The 24,553-nt window shown below is 60.3% G+C and carries 20 protein-coding genes and 2 tRNA genes; 2 read left to right on the top strand and 20 right to left on the bottom strand.

Annotated features, from left to right (window positions below):
- Positions 1 to 10: 10 nt before the first annotated feature.
- From infB to rlmE, 11 genes are all read right to left on the bottom strand, one after another.
- Positions 11 to 2,539, bottom strand: a complete 2,529-nt coding sequence (gene infB, locus V5F23_RS03905; protein ID WP_042728706.1) for a translation initiation factor IF-2 — start codon at positions 2,537 to 2,539, stop codon at positions 11 to 13.
- A 26-nt stretch (positions 2,540 to 2,565) separates the two neighbouring features.
- The gene (gene nusA, locus V5F23_RS03900; protein WP_042728705.1) at positions 2,566 to 4,047 is read right to left on the bottom strand and encodes a transcription termination factor NusA; all 1,482 of its coding nucleotides are present in this window, start codon (positions 4,045 to 4,047) and stop codon (positions 2,566 to 2,568) included.
- 59 nt (positions 4,048 to 4,106) lie between these two features.
- Entirely contained in the window at positions 4,107 to 4,565 is a 459-nt protein-coding gene (gene rimP, locus V5F23_RS03895) for a ribosome maturation factor RimP (protein WP_042728716.1), read from the bottom strand.
- 140 nt (positions 4,566 to 4,705) lie between these two features.
- A tRNA-Met gene (locus V5F23_RS03890) sits at positions 4,706 to 4,782 on the bottom strand.
- A 97-nt stretch (positions 4,783 to 4,879) separates the two neighbouring features.
- Positions 4,880 to 4,965, bottom strand: a tRNA-Leu gene (locus tag V5F23_RS03885).
- Positions 4,966 to 4,986: 21 nt separating this feature from the next.
- Entirely contained in the window at positions 4,987 to 5,370 is a 384-nt protein-coding gene (gene secG, locus V5F23_RS03880) for a preprotein translocase subunit SecG (RefSeq protein ID WP_080964337.1), read from the bottom strand.
- Between the two features lie 4 nt (positions 5,371 to 5,374).
- Positions 5,375 to 6,130, bottom strand: a complete 756-nt coding sequence (gene tpiA / locus V5F23_RS03875) for a triose-phosphate isomerase (protein WP_042728703.1) — start codon at positions 6,128 to 6,130, stop codon at positions 5,375 to 5,377.
- 66 nt (positions 6,131 to 6,196) lie between these two features.
- On the bottom strand, positions 6,197 to 7,534 hold the full coding sequence (gene glmM / locus V5F23_RS03870) for a phosphoglucosamine mutase (protein WP_338497648.1): 1,338 nt from the start codon (positions 7,532 to 7,534) through the stop codon (positions 6,197 to 6,199).
- A gap of 16 nt (positions 7,535 to 7,550) precedes the next feature.
- The gene (gene folP, locus V5F23_RS03865; RefSeq protein WP_338497646.1) at positions 7,551 to 8,402 is read right to left on the bottom strand and encodes a dihydropteroate synthase; all 852 of its coding nucleotides are present in this window, start codon (positions 8,400 to 8,402) and stop codon (positions 7,551 to 7,553) included.
- A gap of 8 nt (positions 8,403 to 8,410) precedes the next feature.
- Positions 8,411 to 10,321 carry an ATP-dependent zinc metalloprotease FtsH gene (ftsH, locus tag V5F23_RS03860; protein WP_047738366.1) on the bottom strand — a complete coding sequence of 637 codons (1,911 nt, stop codon included), beginning with the start codon at positions 10,319 to 10,321 and terminating at the stop codon, positions 8,411 to 8,413.
- A 191-nt stretch (positions 10,322 to 10,512) separates the two neighbouring features.
- Positions 10,513 to 11,163, bottom strand: a complete 651-nt coding sequence (gene rlmE / locus V5F23_RS03855; protein ID WP_039592319.1) for a 23S rRNA (uridine(2552)-2'-O)-methyltransferase RlmE — start codon at positions 11,161 to 11,163, stop codon at positions 10,513 to 10,515.
- Between the two features lie 107 nt (positions 11,164 to 11,270).
- On the opposite strand from rlmE, the gene V5F23_RS03850 reads away from it, so the two are divergent.
- Positions 11,271 to 11,579, top strand: a complete 309-nt coding sequence (locus tag V5F23_RS03850) for a YhbY family RNA-binding protein (protein WP_003177852.1) — start codon at positions 11,271 to 11,273, stop codon at positions 11,577 to 11,579.
- 9 nt (positions 11,580 to 11,588) lie between these two features.
- On the opposite strand, the gene V5F23_RS03845 is transcribed toward V5F23_RS03850, so the two are convergent.
- From V5F23_RS03845 to grpE, 8 genes are all read right to left on the bottom strand, one after another.
- Complete coding sequence (locus V5F23_RS03845; protein ID WP_042728699.1) at positions 11,589 to 11,993, bottom strand: hypothetical protein; 405 nt, start codon at positions 11,991 to 11,993, stop codon at positions 11,589 to 11,591.
- Positions 11,994 to 12,021: 28 nt separating this feature from the next.
- A complete protein-coding gene (gene greA, locus V5F23_RS03840) occupies positions 12,022 to 12,498 on the bottom strand; it encodes a transcription elongation factor GreA (protein WP_042728715.1) in 477 nt (158 codons plus the stop codon).
- A gap of 2 nt (positions 12,499 to 12,500) precedes the next feature.
- Positions 12,501 to 15,722 carry a carbamoyl-phosphate synthase large subunit gene (gene carB, locus V5F23_RS03835; RefSeq protein WP_042728698.1) on the bottom strand — a complete coding sequence of 1,074 codons (3,222 nt, stop codon included), beginning with the start codon at positions 15,720 to 15,722 and terminating at the stop codon, positions 12,501 to 12,503.
- Between the two features lie 105 nt (positions 15,723 to 15,827).
- A complete protein-coding gene (gene carA / locus V5F23_RS03830; protein ID WP_042728697.1) occupies positions 15,828 to 16,964 on the bottom strand; it encodes a glutamine-hydrolyzing carbamoyl-phosphate synthase small subunit in 1,137 nt (378 codons plus the stop codon).
- A gap of 255 nt (positions 16,965 to 17,219) precedes the next feature.
- Positions 17,220 to 18,026, bottom strand: coding sequence for a 4-hydroxy-tetrahydrodipicolinate reductase (gene dapB / locus V5F23_RS03825; RefSeq protein ID WP_042728696.1), 807 nt, complete (start codon positions 18,024 to 18,026; stop codon positions 17,220 to 17,222).
- Positions 18,027 to 18,035: 9 nt separating this feature from the next.
- Entirely contained in the window at positions 18,036 to 19,160 is a 1,125-nt protein-coding gene (dnaJ, locus tag V5F23_RS03820) for a molecular chaperone DnaJ (protein ID WP_042728695.1), read from the bottom strand.
- A gap of 368 nt (positions 19,161 to 19,528) precedes the next feature.
- Entirely contained in the window at positions 19,529 to 21,445 is a 1,917-nt protein-coding gene (dnaK, locus tag V5F23_RS03815; RefSeq protein ID WP_047738367.1) for a molecular chaperone DnaK, read from the bottom strand.
- A 101-nt stretch (positions 21,446 to 21,546) separates the two neighbouring features.
- On the bottom strand, positions 21,547 to 22,113 hold the full coding sequence (gene grpE, locus V5F23_RS03810) for a nucleotide exchange factor GrpE (RefSeq protein WP_042730874.1): 567 nt from the start codon (positions 22,111 to 22,113) through the stop codon (positions 21,547 to 21,549).
- 241 nt (positions 22,114 to 22,354) lie between these two features.
- On the opposite strand from grpE, the gene recN reads away from it, so the two are divergent.
- Positions 22,355 to 24,028 carry a DNA repair protein RecN gene (gene recN, locus V5F23_RS03805; RefSeq protein ID WP_042730875.1) on the top strand — a complete coding sequence of 558 codons (1,674 nt, stop codon included), beginning with the start codon at positions 22,355 to 22,357 and terminating at the stop codon, positions 24,026 to 24,028.
- An 86-nt stretch (positions 24,029 to 24,114) separates the two neighbouring features.
- Here recN and fur read toward each other — a convergent pair whose 3' ends face one another.
- Complete coding sequence (gene fur / locus V5F23_RS03800) at positions 24,115 to 24,519, bottom strand: ferric iron uptake transcriptional regulator (protein WP_042730876.1); 405 nt, start codon at positions 24,517 to 24,519, stop codon at positions 24,115 to 24,117.
- Positions 24,520 to 24,553: the final 34 nt, after the last annotated feature.

Genomic DNA, 24,553 nt, shown 5'->3' with positions numbered 1-24,553 from the left:
AGTACGCGAGTCAGAGGCTGCGAGCAACCTGGACCTTCTCGAAGACTTCGATCTTGTCGCCGACCTTGACGTCGTTGTAGCTCTTGACGCCAATACCGCACTCCATGCCGGCACGGACTTCGGAAGCGTCATCCTTGAAGCGACGCAGCGATTCCAGCTCGCCTTCGAAGATCACGATGTCTTCACGCAGTACACGGATCGGACGGTTACGGTGAACGACACCCTCGATCACCATGCAACCGGCGATGGCACCAAACTTCGGCGAACGGAACACGTCGCGAACTTCGGCCACGCCCAGGATGTTCTCCCGCACGTCGCTGCCCAGCATACCGGTCAGGGCTTTCTTGACGTCTTCGATGATGTCGTAGATCACGTTGTAGTAACGCATATCCAGACCTTCCTGCTCGACGATCTTGCGCGCGCCGGCATCGGCACGCACGTTGAAGCCGAACAGTACCGCGTTGGAAGCCAGGGCCAGGTTGGCATCGGACTCGGTGATACCACCGACACCGCCGCCGACCACGCGCACTTGCACTTCGTCGTTGCCCAGGCCGTTGAGAGCGCCTTGCAAGGCTTCCAGGGAACCACGGACGTCGGATTTGAGGACGATGTTGAGCGTCTTCTTCTCTTCCTGGCCCATGTTCTCGAAGATGTTTTCCAGCTTGCCGGCATGTGCGCGAGCCAGTTTGACTTCGCGGAACTTGCCTTGACGGAACAGCGCGACTTCACGGGCCTTCTTCTCGTCAGCCACAACGCTCATCTCGTCGCCAGCGTCCGGGGTGCCGTCCAGGCCGAGGATCTCGACCGGGATAGCCGGACCGGCTTCCTTGATGGGCTTGCCGTTCTCGTCGAGCATGGCGCGCACGCGGCCATAGTTCGAACCAACCAGCACCATGTCGCCCTGACGCAGCGTACCGTCCTGAACCAGGACCGTCGCCACCGGACCGCGGCCCTTGTCCAGGCGCGATTCAACTACCACACCACGGCCAGGGGCCGATGGAGTGGCGGTCAGTTCGAGCACTTCGGCCTGCAGCAATACCGCTTCGAGCAATTCGTCGACGCCGGTACCCATCTTCGCCGAAACCGGTACGAACGGGGTGTCGCCGCCCCACTCTTCGGAGGTCACGCCGTGAGCCGACAATTCGCTACGGATGCGATCCAGGTCAGCACCCGGCTTGTCGATCTTGTTCACCGCAACCACCAGCGGTACGCCAGCAGCCTGGGCATGCTGAACGGCTTCGATGGTTTGCGGCATCACGCCGTCGTCCGCCGCGACCACCAGGATCACGATGTCGGTCGCCTTGGCACCACGGGCACGCATTGCGGTAAACGCGGCGTGACCCGGGGTGTCGAGGAAGGTGACCATGCCGCGTTCGGTTTCAACGTGGTACGCACCGATGTGCTGGGTGATGCCGCCGGCTTCGCCCGCAGCTACCTTGGCACGACGGATGTAGTCGAGCAGCGAGGTCTTACCGTGGTCAACGTGACCCATGACAGTCACGACCGGCGCACGTGGAACCGCTTCACCTTCGAACTTCAGGGACTCGGCCAGGGAATCTTCCAGGGCGGTGTCGCTGACCAGGGTCACTTTGTGGCCCAGTTCTTCAGCAACCAGCTGGGCAGTTTCCTGGTCCAGTACCTGGTTGATGGTGGCCGGGGTACCCAGCTTGAACATGAACTTGATGATTTCAGCAGCCTTGACCGACATCTGCTGGGCCAGGTCGCCCACGGTGATGGTCTCGCCGATCTTCACTTCACGCACGACAGGGCCGGTCGGGCTCTGGAAACCGTGGGCGTTGCGTTTCTTCAGCTTGGCCTTGCCGCGACCGCCGCGACGGAAGCCATCGCTTTCTTCGTCGGTGGTACGTGGCGCAACACGAGGTGCCGGCGCCTTTTCCTTGACCGAGGCACGGTGAGGCGCGTTCTTGCGCTCGCCATCACCACCGCCACCGCCACGACGGTTGTCGTCGGCACGTGGTTTGTCGGGACGACGCTGTTCGTCGCGCTTGCGGGTATCGGCCGCAGGTGCTGGAGCAGGCGCAACGACCGGCGCGCTTTCACGCACAGGTTCGGCCGCCGGGGCAGGTGCCGCAACGGCTTCGACCGGCTCCGGTTGCGCAGCAGCAGGCTGGCGACGCGCTTCTTCTTCGGCGCGACGCTTGGCTTCTTCTTCAGCCTTCTGGCGGGCAGCATTTTCTACTGCGCGACGTTCTTCCAGCTCGCGCTTGCGCTCGGCTTCGATTTCTTCCGGGCTACGCTGTACGAAGACTTTCTTCTTGCGTACTTCGACACTGATGCTTTTGCTACCGGCAACACGCAGGGTGCTGGTGGTCTTACGCTGCAGAGTGATCTTGCGTGGTTCTTCCACTTTAGCCTTGTGACTGCTCTTCAAGTGAGTCAGCAGGGATTGCTTCTCACTGTCGGTCACATGTTCCTCGGCGGCGGTGTGCGGCAGACCTGCCTCACGCATCTGCTGCAACAGGCGCTCTACCGGTGTTTTGACCTCATCGGCCAGTTGTTTCACCGTGACTTGCGTCATGCACTTCTCTCCTCAGGCCGCGCCTATTACTCGAACCAGTGGGCTCGGGCGGCCATGATCAACTTGCCGGCACGATCATCGTCAATGCCGTCGATGTCGAGCAGGTCGTCAATAGACTGCTCGGCCAGGTCTTCGCGGGTAATTACGCCGCGCACCGCCAGTTCCATCGCCAAATCCTTGTCCATGCCCTCAAGCGAGAGCAGGTCTTCGGCCGGATGGGCGTCTGCCAGCTTTTCCTCAGTAGCGATGGCTTTGGTCAACAAGCGATCCTTGGCCCGAGCGCGAAGCTCGTTGACGATTTCCTCGTCAAAGCCGTCGATGTTGAGCATCTCCTCCACCGGTACGTAGGCAATCTCTTCCAGGCTGGTAAAGCCTTCATCCACCAGCACCTGTGCCAGCTCTTCATCGACTTCAAGCTCTTCGATGAAGTTGCGCAGGATGTCGCCGGTTTCAGCTTGCTGCTTAGCCTGGATGTCCGATTCGGTCATCACGTTCAGGGTCCAGCCAGTCAACTGGCTCGCCAGACGCACGTTCTGACCGCCGCGACCAATGGCCTGAGCCAGATTGTCTGCGCCAACGGCGATGTCCATGGCATGGGCATCTTCGTCGACGATAATTGCCGCCACTTCAGCAGGCGACATGGCATTGATCACGAACTGAGCCGGGTTATCGTCCCACAGGACGATGTCCACACGCTCGCCGCCCAACTCGCCGGATACGGCCTGGACACGCGAACCGCGCATGCCGATGCAGGCGCCTTGCGGGTCGATGCGCTTGTCCTTGGAGCGGACCGCGATCTTGGCGCGCGAACCCGGATCACGGGAGGCGGCCATGACTTCGATCAGGCCTTCGGCAATTTCCGGCACTTCGATGCGGAACAACTCGATCAGCATTTCCGGCGCTGTACGCGACAGGATCAACTGCGGGCCGCGGTTCTCGGTGCGGATTTCCTTGAGCAGCGCACGCAGGCGCACGCCGACACGGAAAGTTTCGCGGGAAATAATGTCTTCACGGGCCAGCAACGCTTCGGCGTTGTTGCCCAGGTCGACGATCACGTTGTCGCGGGTAACTTTTTTCACGGTGCCGGAGATGATTTCCCCGAGGCGCTCGCGGTAAGCGTCGACCACCTGTGCACGCTCGGCCTCGCGAACCTTTTGCACGATGACCTGCTTGGCGGTCTGTGCAGCAATGCGGCCGAACTCGATGGACTCGATCTTCTCTTCGACGACATCACCGACCTTGGCACCCGGATGCGTTTGCGCAACCTTGCTCGGCCAGGTTTCGATAGCGGGATCGTCCAGGTCGGCTTCCTCGACGACCGTCCAGCGACGGAATGTCTCGTAGGCACCCGTGTGGCGATTGATCTCCACACGCAAATCAACTTCGTCTTCAAACCGCTTCTTGGTAGCAGTGGCCAGGGCCAGCTCCAGCGCTTCAAAAATCACGTTAGCCGGTACGCCCTTTTCATTGGATACCGACTCAACAACCAGCAGTACTTCTTTGCTCATCGTACGCCTCGCCTTTCGCAAGCCATTGGATCCGCGGGATCCGCAGTATCTGGCACGTATCAGTCAAAACTGGGAATAATGTTGGCCTTGTCGATCATATCGATCGGCAACAGGAACTCATGGTCATCTACCTGCACCACGACATCCTGTTCTTCTATACCGCGCAGAAGGCCTTGGAAGTTGCGTCGACCTTCGAAAGGCGAACGCAGCCTGATCTTCACTTGTTCACCGGCAAACGAAGCAAACTGTTCAAGGGTGAACAGCGGGCGTTCCATGCCAGGCGAGGAAACTTCAAGGGTATATTCGGAGGCGATTGGATCTTCAACATCCAGTACACCGCTGATCTGACGGCTGACGATGGCGCAATCGTCCACCAACACGCCGCCTTCCTTATCGATATAAACGCGCAACAGTGAGTGGCGACCTTGAGCCGAAAACTCAATACCCCAGCATTCATAGCCAAGGGCCACGACCACCGGGGCCAACAAGGCCTGCAACTGTTCTAGCTTGCTCGACACCTGAACCCCCTCGTGCATGTTTGTGCATGCTGTGCAAATAAAAAAAAATGGGCGAATCGCCCATCCCTGAAACGCCGTCAAGCAACGGCGCTATAAAGTGTCCAGCTAACAAAAAGCCCCTTGGAAGGGGCCTCTGAAACTGGTTGCGGGAGCCGGATTTGAACCGACGACCTTCGGGTTATGAGCCCGACGAGCTACCAGACTGCTCCATCCCGCGACAAAGCTGGGGCGGAAGTATACGACCGATCCATTACAGGGTCAATGTAACCCTTCCACCTACAAGAAAGCCCGCAATTGCGGGCTCTCCTGATAATTGGTACCGAGAAGGGGACTCGAACCCCTACACCCTATGGGCACAACCACCTCAAGGTTGCGTGTCTACCAATTCCACCACCTCGGCAATACAGCGTTTGAAACCTTCTTACTTCTGCTCTTGAGCTGGAGGCACGTCAGTCGCCGGATTGGCCGACTTTTGCTCTTGAAGCACCGGGACATCATCAGAAGCCGGTTGTTGCTTAGGTGTCTCCAGTACCGCTGGGTTTGGCAAACCTACTTGAGTCAGCTCATGAGCTTTCTCTTTAGCAAAGTAACCTAACCCCAAGCTGGTCATGAAGAAACCGGCGGCAAGTATAGCAGTAAACTTACTAAGAAAGGTAGAGGAACCTTGGCTTCCGAACACAGTATTTGAAGCACCTGCACCGAAAGACGCGCCAGCATCCGCACCTTTACCCTGCTGCAGCAATACGAGGGCTACTACACCCAGTGCACCCAGCAGATGAAAAACGACTACGACTGTTTCCAGCATTTTTTCAGTTTCCCGCGGCGCGACAGATCGCACCGAACTCATCTGCATTCAGGGACGCTCCACCAATGAGCCCCCCATCGATATCCGGCATGCCGAACAGTTCGACCGCATTGGCCGCCTTCACGCTGCCGCCGTATAGAAGTCGCGCACCTCGCGCCACTTCAGAATTCTCTGCCGCCAACTGCGCGCGGATGGCTGCGTGCACATCCTGCGCCTGTTGCGGCGAAGCCGTCAGTCCGGTGCCAATGGCCCAGACCGGCTCGTAAGCGATGACTGCCTTTGCAAAAGCGCCGACACCCAGGTCTTCGATGATGCTGCCCAGCTGACGCCCGACAACTTCAAGGGTCTTGCCGGCTTCACGCTGCTCGAGGGTTTCCCCTACACACAACACCGGAGTCAGACCACACGCCTGGGCCGCTGCAAACTTGCGAATCAGGGTCTTGTCCTGCTCGCCCATGATCAGGCGACGCTCGGAGTGTCCGACCAGGACCAGGGTACAACCTGCATCCACCAGCTGACTCGGCGCAACCTCACCGGTCAACGCACCTTGCATGGATTCCACCGCAGAGTTCTGCGCGCCGACCGAAATCGACTTGCCTTTCAAGCCATCAATCACTTGATTGATATACAAGCAAGGCGGGAATACCGCGACGTCAACACCGCTTGGCAAGGCCAGATGACGAAGGCCATTGATCAGCTCAGCGACGCTGGCGCGGGTACCGTGCATCTTCCAGTTACCAGCTACCATAGGGCGACGCATGCTGTACCTCGTCGGTCAAAGTGGGCGCAGATGTTACCCAACCGATTCATGGCTGGCAAGCCGAATTCAGGCAGAAACTTCAGTAACCAGTTTTGCCAGCTCTTCGGCATAGCCTCGAACCTGTGCTTCGTCCTCGCCCTCGACCATCACACGCACCAAAGGCTCTGTACCGGACTTGCGCAGCAACACCCGCCCACGCCCCGCCATCGCCTGTGTCACGCGCTCGCTGGCCTGCTTGACCGTCGCGTGCTCGATCGGATTGGCGCCGCCACCGAAACGCACGTTGATCAGCACCTGCGGACACTTGCGCAACGCCTGGCGCGACTGTGCGAGCCCTTCATCCCGCGCCTTGAGTGCCATCAGCACCTGCAAGGCCGCGATGATCGCATCACCGGTGGTGGTGTGGTCGAAGCACACGATGTGCCCGGAATTCTCGCCACCGATCACCCAGTTGCGTTCCAGCAGCTCCGAGATCACATAACGATCGCCCACGTTGGCCCGCACGAACGGGATATCCAGGTCCGCCAGCGCCAGTTCGAGGCCGAGATTGCTCATTAATGTACCGACGACGCCGCCCTGCAGCTTGCCGCGCCCGTGCAGGTCGCGGGCGATGATGAACAACAACTCGTCACCATCGACCACCGTACCGGTGTGATCGACCATCAGTACCCGGTCACCATCGCCGTCGAAGGCGATACCGAGATCAGCCTGCTCGGCCAGCACCGCAGCCTGCAACGCCTCGGTATGGGTGGAACCACAGTTGCGGTTGATGTTCAGCCCATTGGGCTGGGCGGAAAGCACCACCACTTCAGCACCCAACTCTCGGAATACACTCGGCGCGACTTTATAGGTGGCCCCGTGAGCGCAGTCGACGACGATTTTCAGGCCGGCAAAACTGGTGCCGGTCGGCACACTGCCTTTACAGAATTCGATGTAGCGACCCGATGCGTCGTTAATCCGCGACACCTTACCGATCTTGCTCGACTCAACCACCGTCATCGGTGTGTCCAACAGTTCTTCGATCATCAGCTCGATGTCATCCGGCAACTTGGTGCCCTGGCCGGAGAAGAACTTGATGCCGTTATCGTCATGCGGGTTGTGCGAAGCACTGATCACGATCCCGGCCTGCGCCTGGAACGTACGCGTCAGGTAGGCGATGGCTGGCGTCGGCATCGGCCCCAGCAGCATCACATCGGCACCCGCCGAGGTCAGGCCAGCTTCGAGCGCCGATTCGAACATGTAGCCGGAAATACGCGTGTCCTTGCCAACCAACACCTTGCAGGCGCCCATCTTGCGGAACGCCATGCCGGCAGCCCAGCCGAGCTTGAGCATGAAATCCGGAGTAATCGGATATTCGCCGACCCGACCACGAATACCGTCGGTGCCAAAATATTTTTTGCTCATAAGTGCTCCGTCATTCTTATTCGGCTGAATCCACAGCTGCGATCATCCGTACAACATCCATCGTTTCGGCCACGTCATGGACGCGCAATATGCGCGCGCCCTTGGTCAGGGCCAAGGCAGCCAGTGCAAGACCGCCATACAGGCGCTCTCCCACCGGACGCCCCAATGCATTGCCTATCATGCTCTTTCGCGAAACCCCAACCAACAGGGGCCGCCCGAGCGCGTGCAATGCCTGCATATGCTTGAACAGGCTCAGATTGTGATCCAGTGTCTTGGCAAAGCCAAACCCGGGATCAAGGATGATTTTCTCGGCAGGGATGCCCACGGCGGCGCATTGGCTCATGCGCTGGGCCAGGAACTCACTCACCTCGCGGGCCACATCATCATAATGCGGGTCGTTCTGCATGGTGCCGGGCTCGCCGAGCATATGCATCAGGCAAACCGGCAGGCCGGTGGCCGCCGCCGCATCCAGGGCGCCATCGCGCTGCAGCGACCGCACATCGTTGATCAGGCCAGCGCCCAACCGCGCCGTCTCACGCATGACCGCCGGCGTGGACGTATCGACCGAGATAATGACATCGAGCTCACGGTGGATGCGCTCGACAATCGGCGCCACTCGCTCCAGCTCCTCGGTAGGCGAGACAGCCCGCGCACCCGGCCGGGTCGATTCGCCGCCCACATCGATCAGCGTGGCGCCCGCAAGCACCATTGCCTCGGCATGGCGCAACGCAGCATCGAGCTGGCTGAATCGCCCACCATCGGAAAAGGAATCAGGGGTGACATTGAGGATGCCCATGACATGCGCCTGGGCCAAATCAAGAACCCGGTTGCCGCAAGGCAACCGGGTCGAGGACTGAACAGAAGTCATTTCACGCCTTATACATCAGCAGCCGGACCGCCAATCGGTGTTTCCGGACGCTCGCCCTGGACCGCCGGCGGCGTACCGGAAGTACCGGTGCCTCCCGACCAGTCTCGTGGCTCACGAGGCACGCGCCCCGCCATGATGTCATCGATCTGCTCGGCATCGATGGTTTCGTACTTCATCAGTGCATCGGCCATGGCGTCGAGCTTGTCACGGTTGTCCGTGAGAATCTGCTTGGCGGTGCCGTAGCACTGATCGATGATGCTGCGCACTTCGGAGTCGATCAGCTTGGCCGTCTCGCCGGAAAAGCTTGCATGCTGGCCACTGCCACCACGGCCGAGGAACACTTCGCCCTCTTCTTCAGCGTACATCAGCGGCCCCAGCTTCTCGGAAAGCCCCCACTTGGTCACCATGTTCCGGGCAATCTGGCTGGCACGCATGATGTCGTTGGAGGCGCCAGTGGTCACACCGTCAAAACCCAATGTCATCTCTTCGGCGATACGACCGCCGTACAGCGAACAGATCTGGCTGATCAGCGCCCGCTTGGACAGGCTGTAACGATCTTCTTCCGGCAGGAACATGGTCACGCCCAGGGCACGACCACGGGGAATGATCGAGACCTTATAGACCGGGTCATGCTCGGGCACCACACGACCGACGATGGCGTGACCCGCCTCGTGGTAGGCCGTGTTCTGCTTTTCCTTCTCGGACATGACCATGGATTTGCGCTCTGCGCCCATCATGATCTTGTCCTTGGCCAGTTCGAATTCCTTCATTTCCACCAGGCGCTTGCCGGAACGAGCGGCAAACAGCGAGGCCTCGTTGACCAGGTTGGCCAGGTCGGCACCGGAGAAGCCAGGCGTACCACGGGCGATGACGGCCGGAGCGACATCGTCACCCATCGGCACCTTGCGCATATGGACCTTGAGAATCTGCTCACGACCACGAATGTCCGGCAACCCCACCACGACCTGACGGTCGAAGCGACCTGGACGCAACAGCGCAGGGTCCAGCACGTCGGGACGGTTGGTGGCGGCAATCACGATGATGCCATCGTTCATTTCGAAACCGTCCATCTCCACCAGCAACTGGTTGAGGGTCTGTTCGCGCTCGTCGTGACCGCCGCCCATGCCGGCGCCACGATGGCGACCGACCGCGTCGATTTCGTCGATGAAGATGATGCACGGCGCATGCTTCTTGGCCTGCTCGAACATGTCACGGACACGGCTTGCACCGACACCCACGAACATTTCCACGAAGTCGGAACCGGAAATCGTGAAGAACGGCACCTTGGCCTCGCCGGCAATCGCCTTGGCGAGCAGGGTCTTACCGGTACCTGGCGGGCCCACCATCAGCACGCCACGCGGGATACGGCCGCCCAGGCGTTGGAACTTGCCCGGGTCGCGCAGGAATTCGACCAGCTCGCCAACCTCTTCCTTGGCTTCATCGCAACCGGCGACGTCGGCCAGGGTGGTTTTCACCTGGTCTTCGGACAGCAGCCGGGCCTTGCTCTTGCCGAAGCTCATCGGCCCGCCCTTGCCACCGCCACCACCCTGCATCTGGCGCATGAAGAACATGAACACGGCGATGATCACCAGGATCGGGAAGCTGGCGACCAGCAGCTGGGTCCAGATGCTTTGCTGTTCAGGCTGCTTGCCTTCGACCACGACATGGTTGTCCACCAGGTCGCCGATCAGGCCATTGTCCTGGATCGCCGGACGAATGGTCTTGAAGCTGTCGCCGTCGGTGCGCTTGCCGGTAATCACATAGCCATCAACGGCTACGCGCTCGACCTTGCCATCCTTGACCTGCTGGATGAAGTCGGAATAGTTGAGGGTCTGCGGCTCGTTAGGGCTGGAGAAGTTGTTCATCACGGTCACAAGGACAGCGGCGATGATCAACCACAGGATCAGATTCTTTGCCATATCGTTCAATTAACTACCCTCTGAAGCAAGCTCCGCTACTGGCGCGCGCTTCGCATGATATTCACCGGCCTAACTTACTACATTACCTACGACTCTGGCAGGCGCCGTCTGTAACCCTTTGTGAAACTTTGACCGCATCATTTTCGTTACGCGGCGTTTTCAACGCGAGACAAAAAAATCTATCGCCCCAGTCAGAGACGCTCATCGCTGGCAGCGCCTTCGATACCGCGAAACCCCCGCGCCAGCAGGTACTGCTCGCGCGAACGGTCACGGGACGACAATGGTTTGCGCATTTGCACCTTGTCGAACAACTTGCGTATGCCCTTGTGGTATTCATCGAAGCCTTCACCCTGGAAGACCTTGATCAAAAAATCACCACCCGGACGCAGAACCCGCCCGGCAAGATCCAGGGCCAGCTCGCTGAGGAACATTGCACGAGGCATGTCGACAGCCGCCAATCCACTCATATTGGGGGCCATATCGGAAATCACAAGGTCAACCTCGGTATTTCCGACGGCCTCCAGGATTTTTGCCAATACGGCGTCTTCGGTAAAATCGCCCTGAATGAAGGTCACGTCAGGGATGCCGTCCATTTCCAGGATGTCGGAGGCGATCAACCGCCCCTGGCCACCAATCAGACGACTGGTCACCTGGGACCAGCCGCCCGGCGCCGCGCCGAGGTCGATCACGGTCATGCCGGGACGGATCAGGCGATCCTTTTCCTGGATCTCCAGCAATTTATAGCTGGCACGAGAGCGATAGCCGTCCTTTTGCGCCATTTTGACGTACGGATCGTTGAAATGCTCTTTGAGCCAGTTCTGGCTAGTCTTGGAACGGGCCACGGGCCACCTCTAAAAATAAAACGGGTCGTGATTAAGTGGGCGGTCCCGGACTCGCTCGGGTAAACTGGCCGCCGCTTTTTTACAAGATCAGACGCAGGGGTCAGATTATGCCGCTCACTCAAGAGCAGAAGAAACAATACAAATCCATTGGCCACCATCTGAAACCGGTTTTGACTGTGGCTGACAACGGTTTGACTGAAGGTGTACTCGCCGAGCTGGAACGCGCACTGGGTGATCATGAGCTGATCAAGATCAAGCTCAATATCCTCGACCGCGAAGCCCGCCTGGCTGCCGTTGCTGAACTGTGCAAGACCGGCAAGGCCGACCTGGTGCAGGTCATCGGCAAGATGGCACTGATTTATCGCAAGAACTTCAGCGTCAACAAGCAACTGTCGAACGTTCACCGCTTCAAGTGATGCCAAGGCTCAAGGGTGTGCTTCGCGCACCCTGCCGCTCCACCCGGGAACCGGTTGCAGCACCAGCACCAAACCGGAAAACCCCAGCACCAGGTAACTGAAGACCTGCCACTGGCTTGCATCCGGCCAGCCAAGCCGCACGGCAAAGAACATCCCGCACGCGTACAAGGCCATGAGCAGCAATTGCCCACGAATGTCGCGCCATAGGCTGGCAAGGCCCTCGGCCTGAACCAGCACCAAAGCCTGAACCGTCACGCACACTGCACAAAAACCCACCAGCAGTGCCGTCAGCATACTCGCGATTTCATCGATGAGCAGCGGTGCCAGGCCGATTCGGCCCAGCACCGGCAGCAAACCGATGTGCAACAACCACACGCCGCCCACCCACAACATCTGGGCAAGCTGCCAGATCATGGCGCCGGCACGTAGCGGGCGCCTTCGCTCAGACGTGACGGACTTCGACAATCTCATACTCGATGACACCGCCAGGTGTCTTCACCGCCACCACATCGCCCTCTTCCTTGGCAATCAAGGCGCGGGCAATAGGCGAACCGACAGAGATCTTGCCGAGTTTGATGTCAGCCTCATCCTCACCCACGATCTGGTAGGTAACGCTTTCATCCGTCTCGACGTTGGCGATTTCCACGGTGGTGCCGAAGATCACCTTGCCGGTGTGAGGAATGGTCGTGACGTCGATGATCACCGCATTTTGCAGGCGACCCTCGATATCGCGAACCCGCGCCTCGACCATGCCCTGCTCTTCACGGGCGGCATGGTACTCGGCGTTTTCCTTCAGATCCCCCAGCTCACGCGCTTCACCAATGGCCTGACTCAAGCGCGGGCGCTCGACCTTGGTCAGGTGAGCGTGTTCTTCTTCCAGGGCCTTGGCGCCCTGAACGGTCATCGGGTACTTGGTTATGCTCATGCCTTCAATCCTGCATGTAGATCCTGCAAGCGGCGCACGGTCTTCTCGGGACCGAACTTGAGCGCTTCGCAGATCGCTTCGCCCGCAGCAATGGTCGTGGTGCAGTAGATCTTGTGCTGCAGGGCGTTGCGACGAATGGAGTAGGAATCGGCGATCGACTGGCGACCCTCGGTGGTGTTGATGATCAGCGTGACTTCGTCATTCTTGATCATGTCGACCACGTGCGGACGGCCCTCGGTCACCTTGTTCACGCGGCGCACTTTCAGGCCTGCCGCCTCGATCAGCTTGGCAGTACCGGCAGTGGCGACCACTTCGAAGCCCAAGTTGATCAGATCACGGGCCACGCCTGCAACCAGTGGCTTGTCGTCATCACGCACGCTGATGAACGCCGTACCACCGGTCGGCAGCACTTCGCTGGCGCCCATCTGGGCCTTGGCGAAGGCTTCGCCGAAGGTGTCACCGACGCCCATCACTTCACCGGTGGATTTCATTTCCGGGCCGAGGATCGGGTCGACACCTGGGAACTTGGCGAACGGGAACACCGCCTCTTTCACGCTGTAGAAATTCGGGATGATTTCCTTGGTGAAGCCCAGTTCCTTCAGGGTTTTGCCAGCCATGACGCGCGCGGCGATCATGGCCAGGGAAACACCGATGCACTTGGAGACGAACGGCACGGTACGCGAAGCGCGCGGGTTGACCTCGATGACGTAGATGTCTTCGCCCTGAAGCGCCAACTGCACGTTCATCAAGCCGACAACACCCAGTTCCAGGGCCATTTTCTTGACCTGCTCGCGCATCTCGTCCTGGATGTGGGCCGGCAGCGAGTAAGGCGGCAGCGAGCACGCGGAGTCACCGGAGTGAACACCGGCCTGCTCGATGTGCTGCATGATCGCGCCAATCACCACGTCCTTGCCGTCGCAGACCGCATCCACGTCCATTTCGATGGCGCAGTTGAGGAAGTGGTCCAGCAGCACCGGGCTATCGTTGGACACCTGGACCGCTTCGCGCAGGTAGCGCTTGAGTTCTTCTTCCTGGTAGACGATTTCCATCGCACGGCCGCCCAATACGTAGGACGGACGCACCACCAGCGGGTAGCCGATCTTGGCGGCGGCACGAATCGCTTCGTCTTCGCTGCGCACGGTGGCGTTTGGCGGCTGGCGCAGGTTCAGGCGCTCGACCATCTGCTGGAAGCGCTCACGGTCTTCGGCGCGGTCGATCGCGTCCGGGCTGGTGCCGATGATCGGTACGCCGGCGGCTTCCAGGGCACGCGCCAGTTTCAGCGGGGTCTGGCCGCCGTACTGGACGATGACGCCCTTGGGCTTCTCGACGCGGACGATTTCCAGCACGTCTTCCAGGGTCACTGGCTCGAAGTACAGGCGGTCGGAGGTGTCGTAGTCGGTGGAGACGGTTTCCGGGTTGCAGTTGACCATGATGGTCTCGTACCCGTCATCGCGCAGGGCCAGTGCAGCGTGCACGCAGCAGTAGTCGAACTCGATGCCCTGGCCGATCCGGTTAGGGCCACCGCCCAGGATCATGATCTTGTCGCGGGTCGAAGGCGCGGCTTCGCACTCTTCTTCGTACGTGGAGTACAGGTACGCGGTATCGGTGGCGAACTCGGCCGCGCAGGTGTCGACGCGCTTGTAGACCGGGAAAACTTCCAGCTTGTGGCGATGGGCGCGCAGGCTCTTCTCGGTCACGCCGAGCAGCTTGGCCAGGCGCTGGTCCGAGAAGCCCTTGCGCTTGAGGCGGAACATCATGTCGCGGTCGATGCTGGACATGCCCAGGGTCTTGACCTTTTCTTCGTCCTTGATCAGGTCTTCGATCTGCACCAGGAACCAAGGGTCGATCATGTTCATGCCGAAGATCTGCTCGACGGTCATGCCGGCACGGAAGGCATCGGCCACGTACCAGATGCGCTCGGCGCCTGGCACGGTCAGCTCGCGCTTGAGCTCGCTCATGCTGTCCGGATGGCTCAGGTCCAGCTTCGGATCGAGGCCGCAGACACCGACTTCCAGGCCGCGAAGGGCTTTCTGCAGGGACTCCTGGAAGGTCCGGCCAATCGCCATGACTTCACCGACCGACTTCATCTGGGTGGTCAGGCGGGCATCGGCCTTGGCGAACTTCTCGAAGGCAAAGCGCGGCAGCTTGGTGACGACGTAGTCGATGGACGGCTCGAAGGACGCCGGGGTCTTGCCGCCGGTGATGTCGTTCGACAGTTCGTCGAGGGTGTAGCCCACGGCCAGCTTGGCCGCGACCTTGGCGATCGGGAAACCCGTGGCTTTCGAGGCCAGGGCCGACGAGCGGGATACCCGCGGGTTCATTTCGATGACCACCATGCGACCGGTGTCCGGGCAGATACCGAACTGGACGTTGGAGCCGCCGGTTTCCACGCCGATCTCACGCAGCACCGCCAGGGAGGCGTTACGCAGGATCTGGTATTCCTTGTCCGTCAGGGTCTGGGCCGGCGCGACGGTGATCGAGTCACCGGTGTGCACGCCCATCGGGTCGAAGTTCTCGATGGAGCAGACGATGATGCAGTTGTCCTTTTTGTCGCGGACCACTTCCATCTCGTACTCTTTCCAGCCGATCAGCGATTCGTCGATCAGCAGTTCCTTGGTCGGCGACAAGTCCAGGCCACGGGCGCAGATTTCTTCGAACTCTTCGCGGTTGTAGGCGATACCGCCACCGGTGCCGCCCATGGTGAAGGACGGACGGATGATGCAAGGGAAGCCGAGCTTCTCGAGGACCGCGTTGGCCTCTTCCATGCTGTGGGCGATGCCCGAACGCGGGCATTCCAGGCCGATGGCCTTCATTGCCTTGTCGAAGCGCGAACGGTCCTCGGCCTTGTCGATGGTGTCGGCGTTGGCACCGATCATTTCCACACCGAATTTTTCCAGGACGCCTTCGCGCTCCAGGTCCAGGGCGCAGTTCAGCGCGGTCTGGCCACCCATGGTCGGCAACAAGGCGTCAGGACGCTCTTTCTCGATGATCTTGGCAACGGTCTGCCATTTGATCGGCTCGATGTAGGTGGCGTCGGCCATGGCCGGGTCGGTCATGATGGTGGCCGGGTTGGAGTTCACCAGGATGACGCGGTAGCCCTCTTCGCGCAGGGCCTTGCAGGCCTGGGCGCCGGAGTAGTCGAACTCGCAGGCCTGGCCGATCACGATCGGGCCAGCGCCGAGAATCAGGATGCTTTTTATGTCTGTACGTTTTGGCATGGGTTTGTCACTCAAATCCGCAGGTCAGTCGGCTAGGCCGTCGAACAATCTTTGAAGCGCCCAAGGGGGCCGCCGCGCTCGGGGCCGCCCTCAGGCTTCGCGCGGTCAGCGTCGCTTGGCCATCTCGTTGATGAAGCGATCGAACAGCGGAGCCACGTCGTTCGGGCCCGGGCTCGCTTCAGGGTGGCCCTGGAAGCTGAACGCGCTCTTGTCGGTACGCTCGATACCTTGCAGCGTGCCGTCGAACAGCGACTTGTGAATCGCCCGCACGTTGGCCGGCAGGGTCGCTTCGTCCACGGCGAAACCGTGGTTCTGGCTGGTGATCATGACGACACCGGTATCCAGGTCCTGCACCGGGTGGTTGGCACCGTGGTGGCCATGACCCATCTTCACGGTCTTGGCGCCCGAGGCGAGGGCCAGCAGTTGATGGCCCAGGCAGATGCCGAATACCGGGATTTCGGTTTCCAGCACTTGCCGGATCGCCTGGATCGCGTAGTCGCAAGGCTCGGGGTCGCCCGGGCCGTTGGACAGGAACACGCCGTCGGGCTTGAGGGCCAGGACGTCGGCGGCCGGGGTTTGTGCCGGCACCACGGTCACGCGGCAACCGCGCTCGACCAGCATGCGCAGGATGTTCAGCTTGACGCCGTAGTCGTAGGCCACCACGTGATACGGCAGCTCGGACGCTTCGATCGTTGGGTGGCTGTCGGTCTTCAGGCTCCAGACCGAGGAACGCCACTCGTACTGCGTCTTGGTGCTGACGACTTTCGCCAGGTCCATGCCCTTGAGGCCCGGGAACCCTTGGGCGGCAGCGATGGCGGCTTCTTCGGAGATATTGTCGCCGGCCATGATGCAGCCGTTTTGCGCGCCCTTCTCCCGCAGGATACGGGTCAGACGGCGAGTGTCGATACCGGCGATCGCCACGACGTTGTTGGCTTTCAGGTAATCGGACAGGGACATCGTGTTACGCCAGTTGCTCGCTACCAGCGGCAGGTCACGGATGACCAGGCCGGCGGACCAGACACGATCGGACTCGGCATCTTCCGGCGTGGTACCGGTGTTGCCGATGTGCGGGTAAGTCAGGGTAACGATTTGCTGGGCGTAGGAAGGATCGGTAAGAATTTCCTGATAGCCGGTCATTGCGGTGTTAAACACCACCTCACCAACGGTCTGACCGTCGGCTCCAATGGCTTCGCCGCGAAAAATGCTGCCATCAGCAAGGGCGAGTATGGCTGGCTTAGTCAAGAAGACCTCCCGTAAATAAAGCCTGAAAGGGCGATCGCAGGTTGTAAAAAAGCGGAGTGACGTATGGACACGTCACCCCGCTTCTTCACTGAATTATTCTGCGCGCTTTTAGTGGACACACTAAAGCTGTAGCTTACAGAAAAAGGCTTTTTTGGTCCACCGCTAATGAGCCTTAAAGGCAGGGGAATGCGACAGGCCGTCGCGAAGCGGTGCAAAACGGGGCTCAGTATAACGTGAACCCCGCTTTCTTTGGCATCAACGCAGGTCGAGAACGTCCTGCATATCGTACAAACCAGGCTCGCGGCCATCCAGCCACAGTGCGGCACGTACGGCGCCCTTGGCAAAGGTCATCCGGCTCGAAGCCTTGTGGGTGATTTCCAGGCGCTCGCCCTCGGTGGCGAACAGCACCGTGTGATCACCCACCACATCGCCACCGCGCACCGTGGCAAAACCGATGGTGTCGCGCTGGCGAGCGCCGGTATGCCCCTCGCGTCCGTACACGGCCACCTGTTGCAGGTCGCGCCCCAGCGCATCAGCAATCACCTCACCCATGCGCAAGGCCGTTCCCGAAGGCGCGTCGATCTTGTGCCGGTGATGCGCCTCGATGATTTCGATATCCGCATCGTCACCCAGGACCCGGGCTGCCATGTCCAGCAGCTTGAGCGACAGGTTCACGCCCACGCTGAAGTTCGCCGCGAACACGATCGCAATGTCCTTGCCCGCCTCGGCCAGCAACTGCTTTTGCGCAGCGTCCAGCCCGGTGGTGCCGATCACCATGGCCTTGCCGTGCTTACGGCAGATGGCCAGGTTCTTCAGCATCACGTCTGGCAGCGTGAAGTCGATCAGCACATCGAACTCGTCGAGCACCTTTTCCAGGCCGCCAGACATCGGCACGCCAATGCGCCCAAGCGAAGCCAACTCACCCGCGTCCGCGCCCACCAGCGTGCTGTCGGGCCGCACGATGGCCGCCGTCAGGCCGGAGAGCGGCGAGCGCTGCTGCACCGCTTCGACCAACGCCTTGCCCATGCGCCCCGCAGCGCCCATCACAGCTATACGTCGCATGCGACCTCCTTACAGATCGCCGAAGAAGCGCTTCACGCCTTCGAACCAACCGGTGGTTTTCGGGGAGTGGCTGTTGTCACCCTCCAGCGAACTGCGGAACTCCTCCAGCAACTCACGCTGGCGCCGACTCAGGTTGACCGGCGTCTCCACCGCGACGCGGCACATCAGGTCGCCAGCGCCACCGCCGCGCACGGGCGCAACACCTTTGCCGCGGATCCGGAATTGCTTGCCGGTTTGCGTACCCTCGGGAATCTTCAACTTGACGCGACCGTCGAGGGTCGGGATCTCGAGCTCGCCACCCAAGGCTGCATCGACGAAGCTGATAGGCACTTCGCAGAACAGATGCTTGCCGTCGCGCTGGAAGATCGCGTGCTCGCGCACATTGATCACCACGTACAGGTCGCCGGTCGGGCCGCCCTGGGCACCCGCCTCGCCTTCGCCGGACAGACGAATGCGGTCACCGGTATCGACACCGGCCGGCACCTTGACCGACAGCGTCTTGTACTCTTCGACACGCCCTTCGCCGTGGCAGGAGTCGCACGGATCGGAAATGATCTTGCCCTGGCCATGGCAGCGCGGGCAGGTCTGCTGCACCGAGAAGAAGCCCTGTTGCATGCGAACCTGGCCGATGCCACCGCAGGTCGGGCACGTGACGGGCGAGGAACCCTTCTTGGCACCCGAGCCGTCGCACGGCTTGCAATTGACCAGCGTCGGCACGCGGATGTTGACGGTGGTACCGCGCACCGCTTCTTCCAGGTTCAGCTCCAGGGTGTAGCGCAGATCGCTGCCACGCTGGGCGCCGCCACGGGCACCGCCGCGACCGCCACCAAAGAAGTCACTGAACACGTCACCGAAAATGTCGGAGAAGTTCTGGCCGCCAAACCCGGCACCGCCACCCCCCATGCTCGGGTCGACACCAGCATGACCATACTGGTCGTAGGCCGCGCGCTTGCTGGAGTCGGACAGGACTTCGTAAGCCTCGTTGGCTTCCTTGAACAGTTCCTCGGACGCCTTGTCATCGGGATTACGATCCGGGTGGTGCTTCATCGCCAGACGACGATAGGCCTTTTTCAGCTCTGCCTCGCTGGCCCCCCGCTCAACACCCAATACTTCGTAATAGTCACGCTTTGCCATTAGTCTTTGCACTCTTATAGGACGTTCGGCAAACCTCTCCTGAACCTTGCCAAACTCGTTGAGCCCTCCCCGCAAAGGCCCAGGCCCAACCACGTCGATTCAACGATCCTGGTCTCAGGCTCTGCATGAAAAGCGCCTGCGCAACCCTTCATGCAAACCCACATCTTTCAGCCAGGGAACCGGCCAAAACGCGGTGTCACTTGCCCGGAAAGCAGGAGCATTCCCGTTCACACCGCCAGCGTCCGAGCACTGTCGCACGCTGTAAAAATTCATTGGCTCCAGACACGCCAACGCGGGAGCAAGCCCCCGCGCGGCGACATCCTACCAGCCACCGCACAAATGCAGTCAACCGGCCGACCAACAAGCGATTACTTGTGGTCTTTCACTTCTTCGAACTCGGCGTCCACGACGTCGTCGGCTTTTTCGGCCGATTCGCCCTGTGCCGCCGCGCCTTCGGCAGGTTGAGCCTGCTCGGCGTACATCTTCTGGGCCACTGGCGCGGAGACCTTGGACAGCTCTTCGATCTTCGCTTCGATGGCCGCCTTGTCGTCGCCTTTCACAGCGGCTTCCAGGGCAACCACGGCGGCTTCGATCGCAGTCTTCTCTTCCGCAGTCACTTTGTCACCGGCGTCAGCGATCATCTTGCGAGTCGAGTGCACCAGGGCATCACCCTGGTTACGGGCGCTGGCCAGCTCTTCGAACTTGCGGTCTTCCTCGGCGTTGACTTCAGCATCGCGAACCATCTGCTGAATTTCTTCCTCGGACAGGCCGGAGTTGGCCTTGATCACGATCGACTGGGTCTTGCCGGTGGCCTTGTCTTTCGCGCCGACGTGCAGGATGCCGTTGGCGTCGATGTCGAAGGTCACTTCGATTTGTGGCACGCCACGTGGTGCTGGTGGAATCTCGGCCAGGTCGAACTTGCCCAGGGACTTGTTCTGGGCGGCTTGCTTGCGCTCACCTTGCAGCACGTGAATGGTCACGGCGCTCTGGTTGTCGTCGGCCGTCGAGAACACCTGGGATTTCTTGGTAGGAATCGTGGTGTTCTTCTCGATCAGCGCAGTCATCACGCCACCCATGGTTTCGATACCCAGGGTCAGCGGGCTGACGTCGAGCAGCAGGACGTCCTTCACGTCACCGGCCAGAACGGCGCCCTGGATCGCAGCACCCATGGCAACGGCTTCGTCCGGGTTCACGTCTTTACGTGCTTCCTTGCCGAAGAAATCGGTCACCAGCTTCTGGACCAGTGGCATACGGGTCTGACCGCCCACCAGGATCACGTCGTTGATCGAGCCGACGTCGATACCGGCATCTTTCATGGCGATGCGGCAAGGTTCGATGGTGCGTTGAACCAGGTCTTCCACCAGCGCTTCGAGCTTGGCGCGGGAGATCTTCACGTTCAAGTGCTTAGGACCGGTGGCATCTGCGGTGATGTACGGCAGGTTCACGTCGGTCGACTGGCTCGAGGACAGTTCGATCTTGGCTTTTTCAGCGGCTTCTTTCAGACGCTGCATCGCCAGCGGGTCACCCTTGAGGTTCATGCCGCTTTCTTTCTTGAACTCGTCGACGAGGTAGTCGATCAGGCGGATGTCGAAGTCTTCACCACCCAGGAACGTGTCACCGTTGGTTGCCAGTACTTCGAACTGGTGCTCGCCATCGACTTCGGCGATTTCGATCACGGAAACGTCGAAAGTACCACCACCCAGGTCATAGACGATCACGGTGTGGTCGCCCTTGGCCTTGTCCATGCCGTAGGCCAGCGCCGCAGCGGTCGGTTCGTTGATGATACGTTTTACATCCAGGCCCGCGATGCGGCCGGCGTCCTTGGTGGCCTGACGCTGGCTGTCGTTGAAGTAGGCAGGCACGGTAATAACGGCTTCGGTCACCGCTTCGCCGAGGTAGTCTTCGGCGGTTTTCTTCATCTTCTTCAGGATTTCAGCCGAAATCTGTGGCGGTGCCATTTTCTGGCCGTTCACTTCGACCCAGGCGTCGCCATTGTCAGCCTTGGCGATTTTGTAAGGCACCATCTTGATGTCTTTCTGAACAACTTCTTCGTCGAACTTGCGACCGATCAGACGCTTCACCGCGTACAGGGTGTTATGCGGATTGGTCACGGCCTGACGCTTGGCCGACTGGCCAACCAGAATTTCGCCATCGTTGGCGTACGCGATGATCGACGGCGTGGTACGCGCGCCTTCGGCGTTCTCAATCACCTTGGCCTTGCCGTTTTCCAGCACGGAGACGCACGAGTTGGTGGTCCCCAGGTCGATACCGATAATCTTGCCCATGTTAACTCTCCCGGAACTTGGATTTGGTTGCCGCAGCAGTGGTGGCTAACTGCGGTAGCACTTAAACGCTTGACTTATAGATGGGGCCGTTACGACCGTTTTCAAGCCTGCTCATCAATAGAAGGCGAAACCGGAGCTGGCGCCTTGCTGACCACGACCATGGCCGGGCGCAGCAGGCGACCGTTGAGCAGATAGCCCTTCTGGAACACCTTCAGGACACTGTTTGGCTCGACGTCGGCACTTTCCTGCATCGCCATGGCCTGGTGATGCTCGGCGTTGAAGGGTTCGCCGTGCGGGTCGATGGCTTCCAGCTGATAACGCTTGAGGGTGTCCTGGAACATTTTCAGGGTCAGCTCGATGCCTTCGCGCATCGGACGGATGTTTTCGTCGTCCGGGCTGGACAGCTCCAGGCCGCGCTCCAGGCTGTCGATGATCGGCAGCAGGTCGCCGGCGAAACGCTCCAGGGCGAATTTGTGGGCTTTTTCCACATCCTGCTCGGCGCGACGGCGGACATTCTGCAGGTCGGCTGCCACACGCAACGCCTGATCCTGCGCGCCGGCCAGTTGCTCTTCGAGCACTTGTACACGTGCTGCCAGATCATCACCCGAATCCTGGGGAGCCTGATTGGCGTCTAGATTTTGCGTATCCTGCGTCTGTTCGTCAGCCATAGATTTCTCCTTTCAATTTCGTCCGCGAGCTCGACTCGCGCTTCTGCCCCGGTATATGGGGCCAGGTTTTTCAGCTTCAAGGGCTTGCCGACGAATTAACCTTACAAAAAACAGCTGCATATCCATTCCAGCCAGCGCTAAGAAATGCTTCCGCTCAAGCAAATCGAGCTAAGCGAAGGCATTGTCAGGCCAAAACAAAACACTGTATAAATAACCAGACCTAAAGCCTGGGAGCGGCCTTATGCTGGTGCACCTGTCCGTACACAACTACGCCATCGTCGAACACCTCGACCTCGAACTCGATCGAGGCATGAGCGTGATCACCGGTGAAACCGGTGCCGGCAAATCGATCATGCTCGACGCCCTGGGCCTGACACTGGGCGATCGCGCCGACAACGGCGTGGTGCGTCCCGGCGCGGACAAGGCCGACATCCTGGCGACCTTCGACCTGGTAGACATCCCCGAAGCCAGTGCCTGGCTGGCCGAGCGCGACCTGGACACCGACGGCCTGTGCATCTTGCGCCGGGTCATCACGGCGGAAGGCCGCTCGCGAGGCTACATCAACGGCACGCCCTGCCCACTGGGCGACCTCAAGGCCCTGGGCGAACTGCTGATCGACATCCATAGCCAGCACGAACACCAATCCCTGCTCAAGACCGACACCCATCGACGCCTGCTCGACGAGTACGCCGGTGCCACCGACCTGGCGCGCCAGGTTCAACTGGCGGCCCAGCGCTGGCGACAAACGCGCCAGGAACTGGACCGACTGTCCAACTCCGGCGACGAACAACGGGCGCGCCACCAACTGCTGAGCTATCAGCTCGAGGAGCTGGAAAACCTGGCCCTGGGCGAAAATGAACTGGAAGAGCTGGAGCAGGAACACAAGAACCTGACCAACGCCGAAGCCCTGCTGGGCATCTGCCGCCAGGTCGTGGAGCAGTGCAGCGAAAGCGATTCGGGAAACGTGCTCAATGCGCTGACCGCCAGCCTGAATCGACTCACCAGCGTGAACAACTCGGTCGGAGCCCTGAACGAAGCGACCAACCTGCTGACGAGTGCACAAATCCAGGTCGAGGAAGCCGTCGGGGAACTGAACCGCTTCCTCGACCACTTCGATGCCGACCCAGCACGCCTGCAATACCTGGAAGAGCGGCTGGATACCATCTATACCCTGGCACGCAAGCATCGCGTCCAGCCGACCGACGTCGTCGAACTTCAGCAACGCCTGCTGGAGGAACTGGAAACCCTGAACGCCAACGATGAGTCCATCGAGCGCCTGGGGGAGGAACTGGCATCCTACGCCCGTCATTACCAGGAAAAGGCCAAGGAGCTGAGCGCACTTCGGCAGCAGGCCGCCACCGGGCTGGCCAGCGCCGTGGAACAGGAAATCCAGCGCCTGGGCATGCCCGGGGGCCGCTTCACCATCGAGCTGAAACCCAACGCCAGCGATGAACTCCAGCCCAACGGATTGGAGCAAGTGGAATTGCTGGTCAGCGCCAACCCCGGGCAACCGCTCAAGGCCCTGGCAAAAGTCGCCTCGGGCGGTGAGTTGTCACGGATCAGCCTGGCCATCCAGGTCATCACGGCGCAGACCTCGCGCGTGCCGACACTGGTCTTCGACGAAGTGGACGTGGGCATCGGCGGCCCGACGGCGGAGATTGTCGGCCAGTTGCTGCGCCGACTGGGGGAGCGCGGTCAGGTGCTGACCGTCACTCACTTGCCCCAAGTGGCCGCCCAAGGGCACCAGCATCTATTTGTGCATAAGGTGCGCGGCGAGGATGCCACCCGAACGGCCGTGTCCAAGCTCAACAAGAGCGAGCGCGTGGAGGAAGTGGCTCGAATGCTGGGAGGGATCGACCTCACCAAGGAATCCCTGGCCCACGCGAAAAAAATGGTCATCGCCGCAAAAACCTGACATACGACCGATAAAAGCCACAAAGCAAGAAGGCGACCCTGGGGTCGCCTTCTATCGTTTTGGGAGCCGTGGCTCACGCAACGTGCTTACTTCTTTTTGCGCACGTGCAGGACGAGATGGTGGTCGATCAACTCGAAGCCATACTCCTCAGCAATTGCCTTTTGCAGCTTTTCGATTTCCGGGCTGACGAATTCGATGACCTCACGGGTTTCCACGTTCACCATGTGATCGTGATGCTCCCCGTCAGCCAATTCGAAGACCGCATGACCGCCATCGAAATTGTGACGAGCCACAAGACCCGCTGCCTCGAATTGAGTCAGGACACGGTAAACCGTGGCCAGACCAACGTCCTCGCCAGCTTCCATAAGCGCCTTGTAGACGTCTTCGGCACTCATGTGGCGTTGCTCGGCAGAATCGAGCATTTGTAGAATCTTGACCCGTGGCAGGGTCACTTTGAGGCCGGCTTTGCGTAGTTCGCTATTTTCAACCATGGTCAGCTTTCTCGCGATGCTGCTTCGCAGCTTC

Source organism: Pseudomonas sp. WP18 (assembly GCF_036689585.1).
GTDB classification, from domain to species: domain Bacteria; phylum Pseudomonadota; class Gammaproteobacteria; order Pseudomonadales; family Pseudomonadaceae; genus Aquipseudomonas; species Aquipseudomonas chlororaphis_E.
Note: the sequence above shows the minus strand (reverse complement) of the source record. Positions and strands in the feature narration are given on the sequence as shown.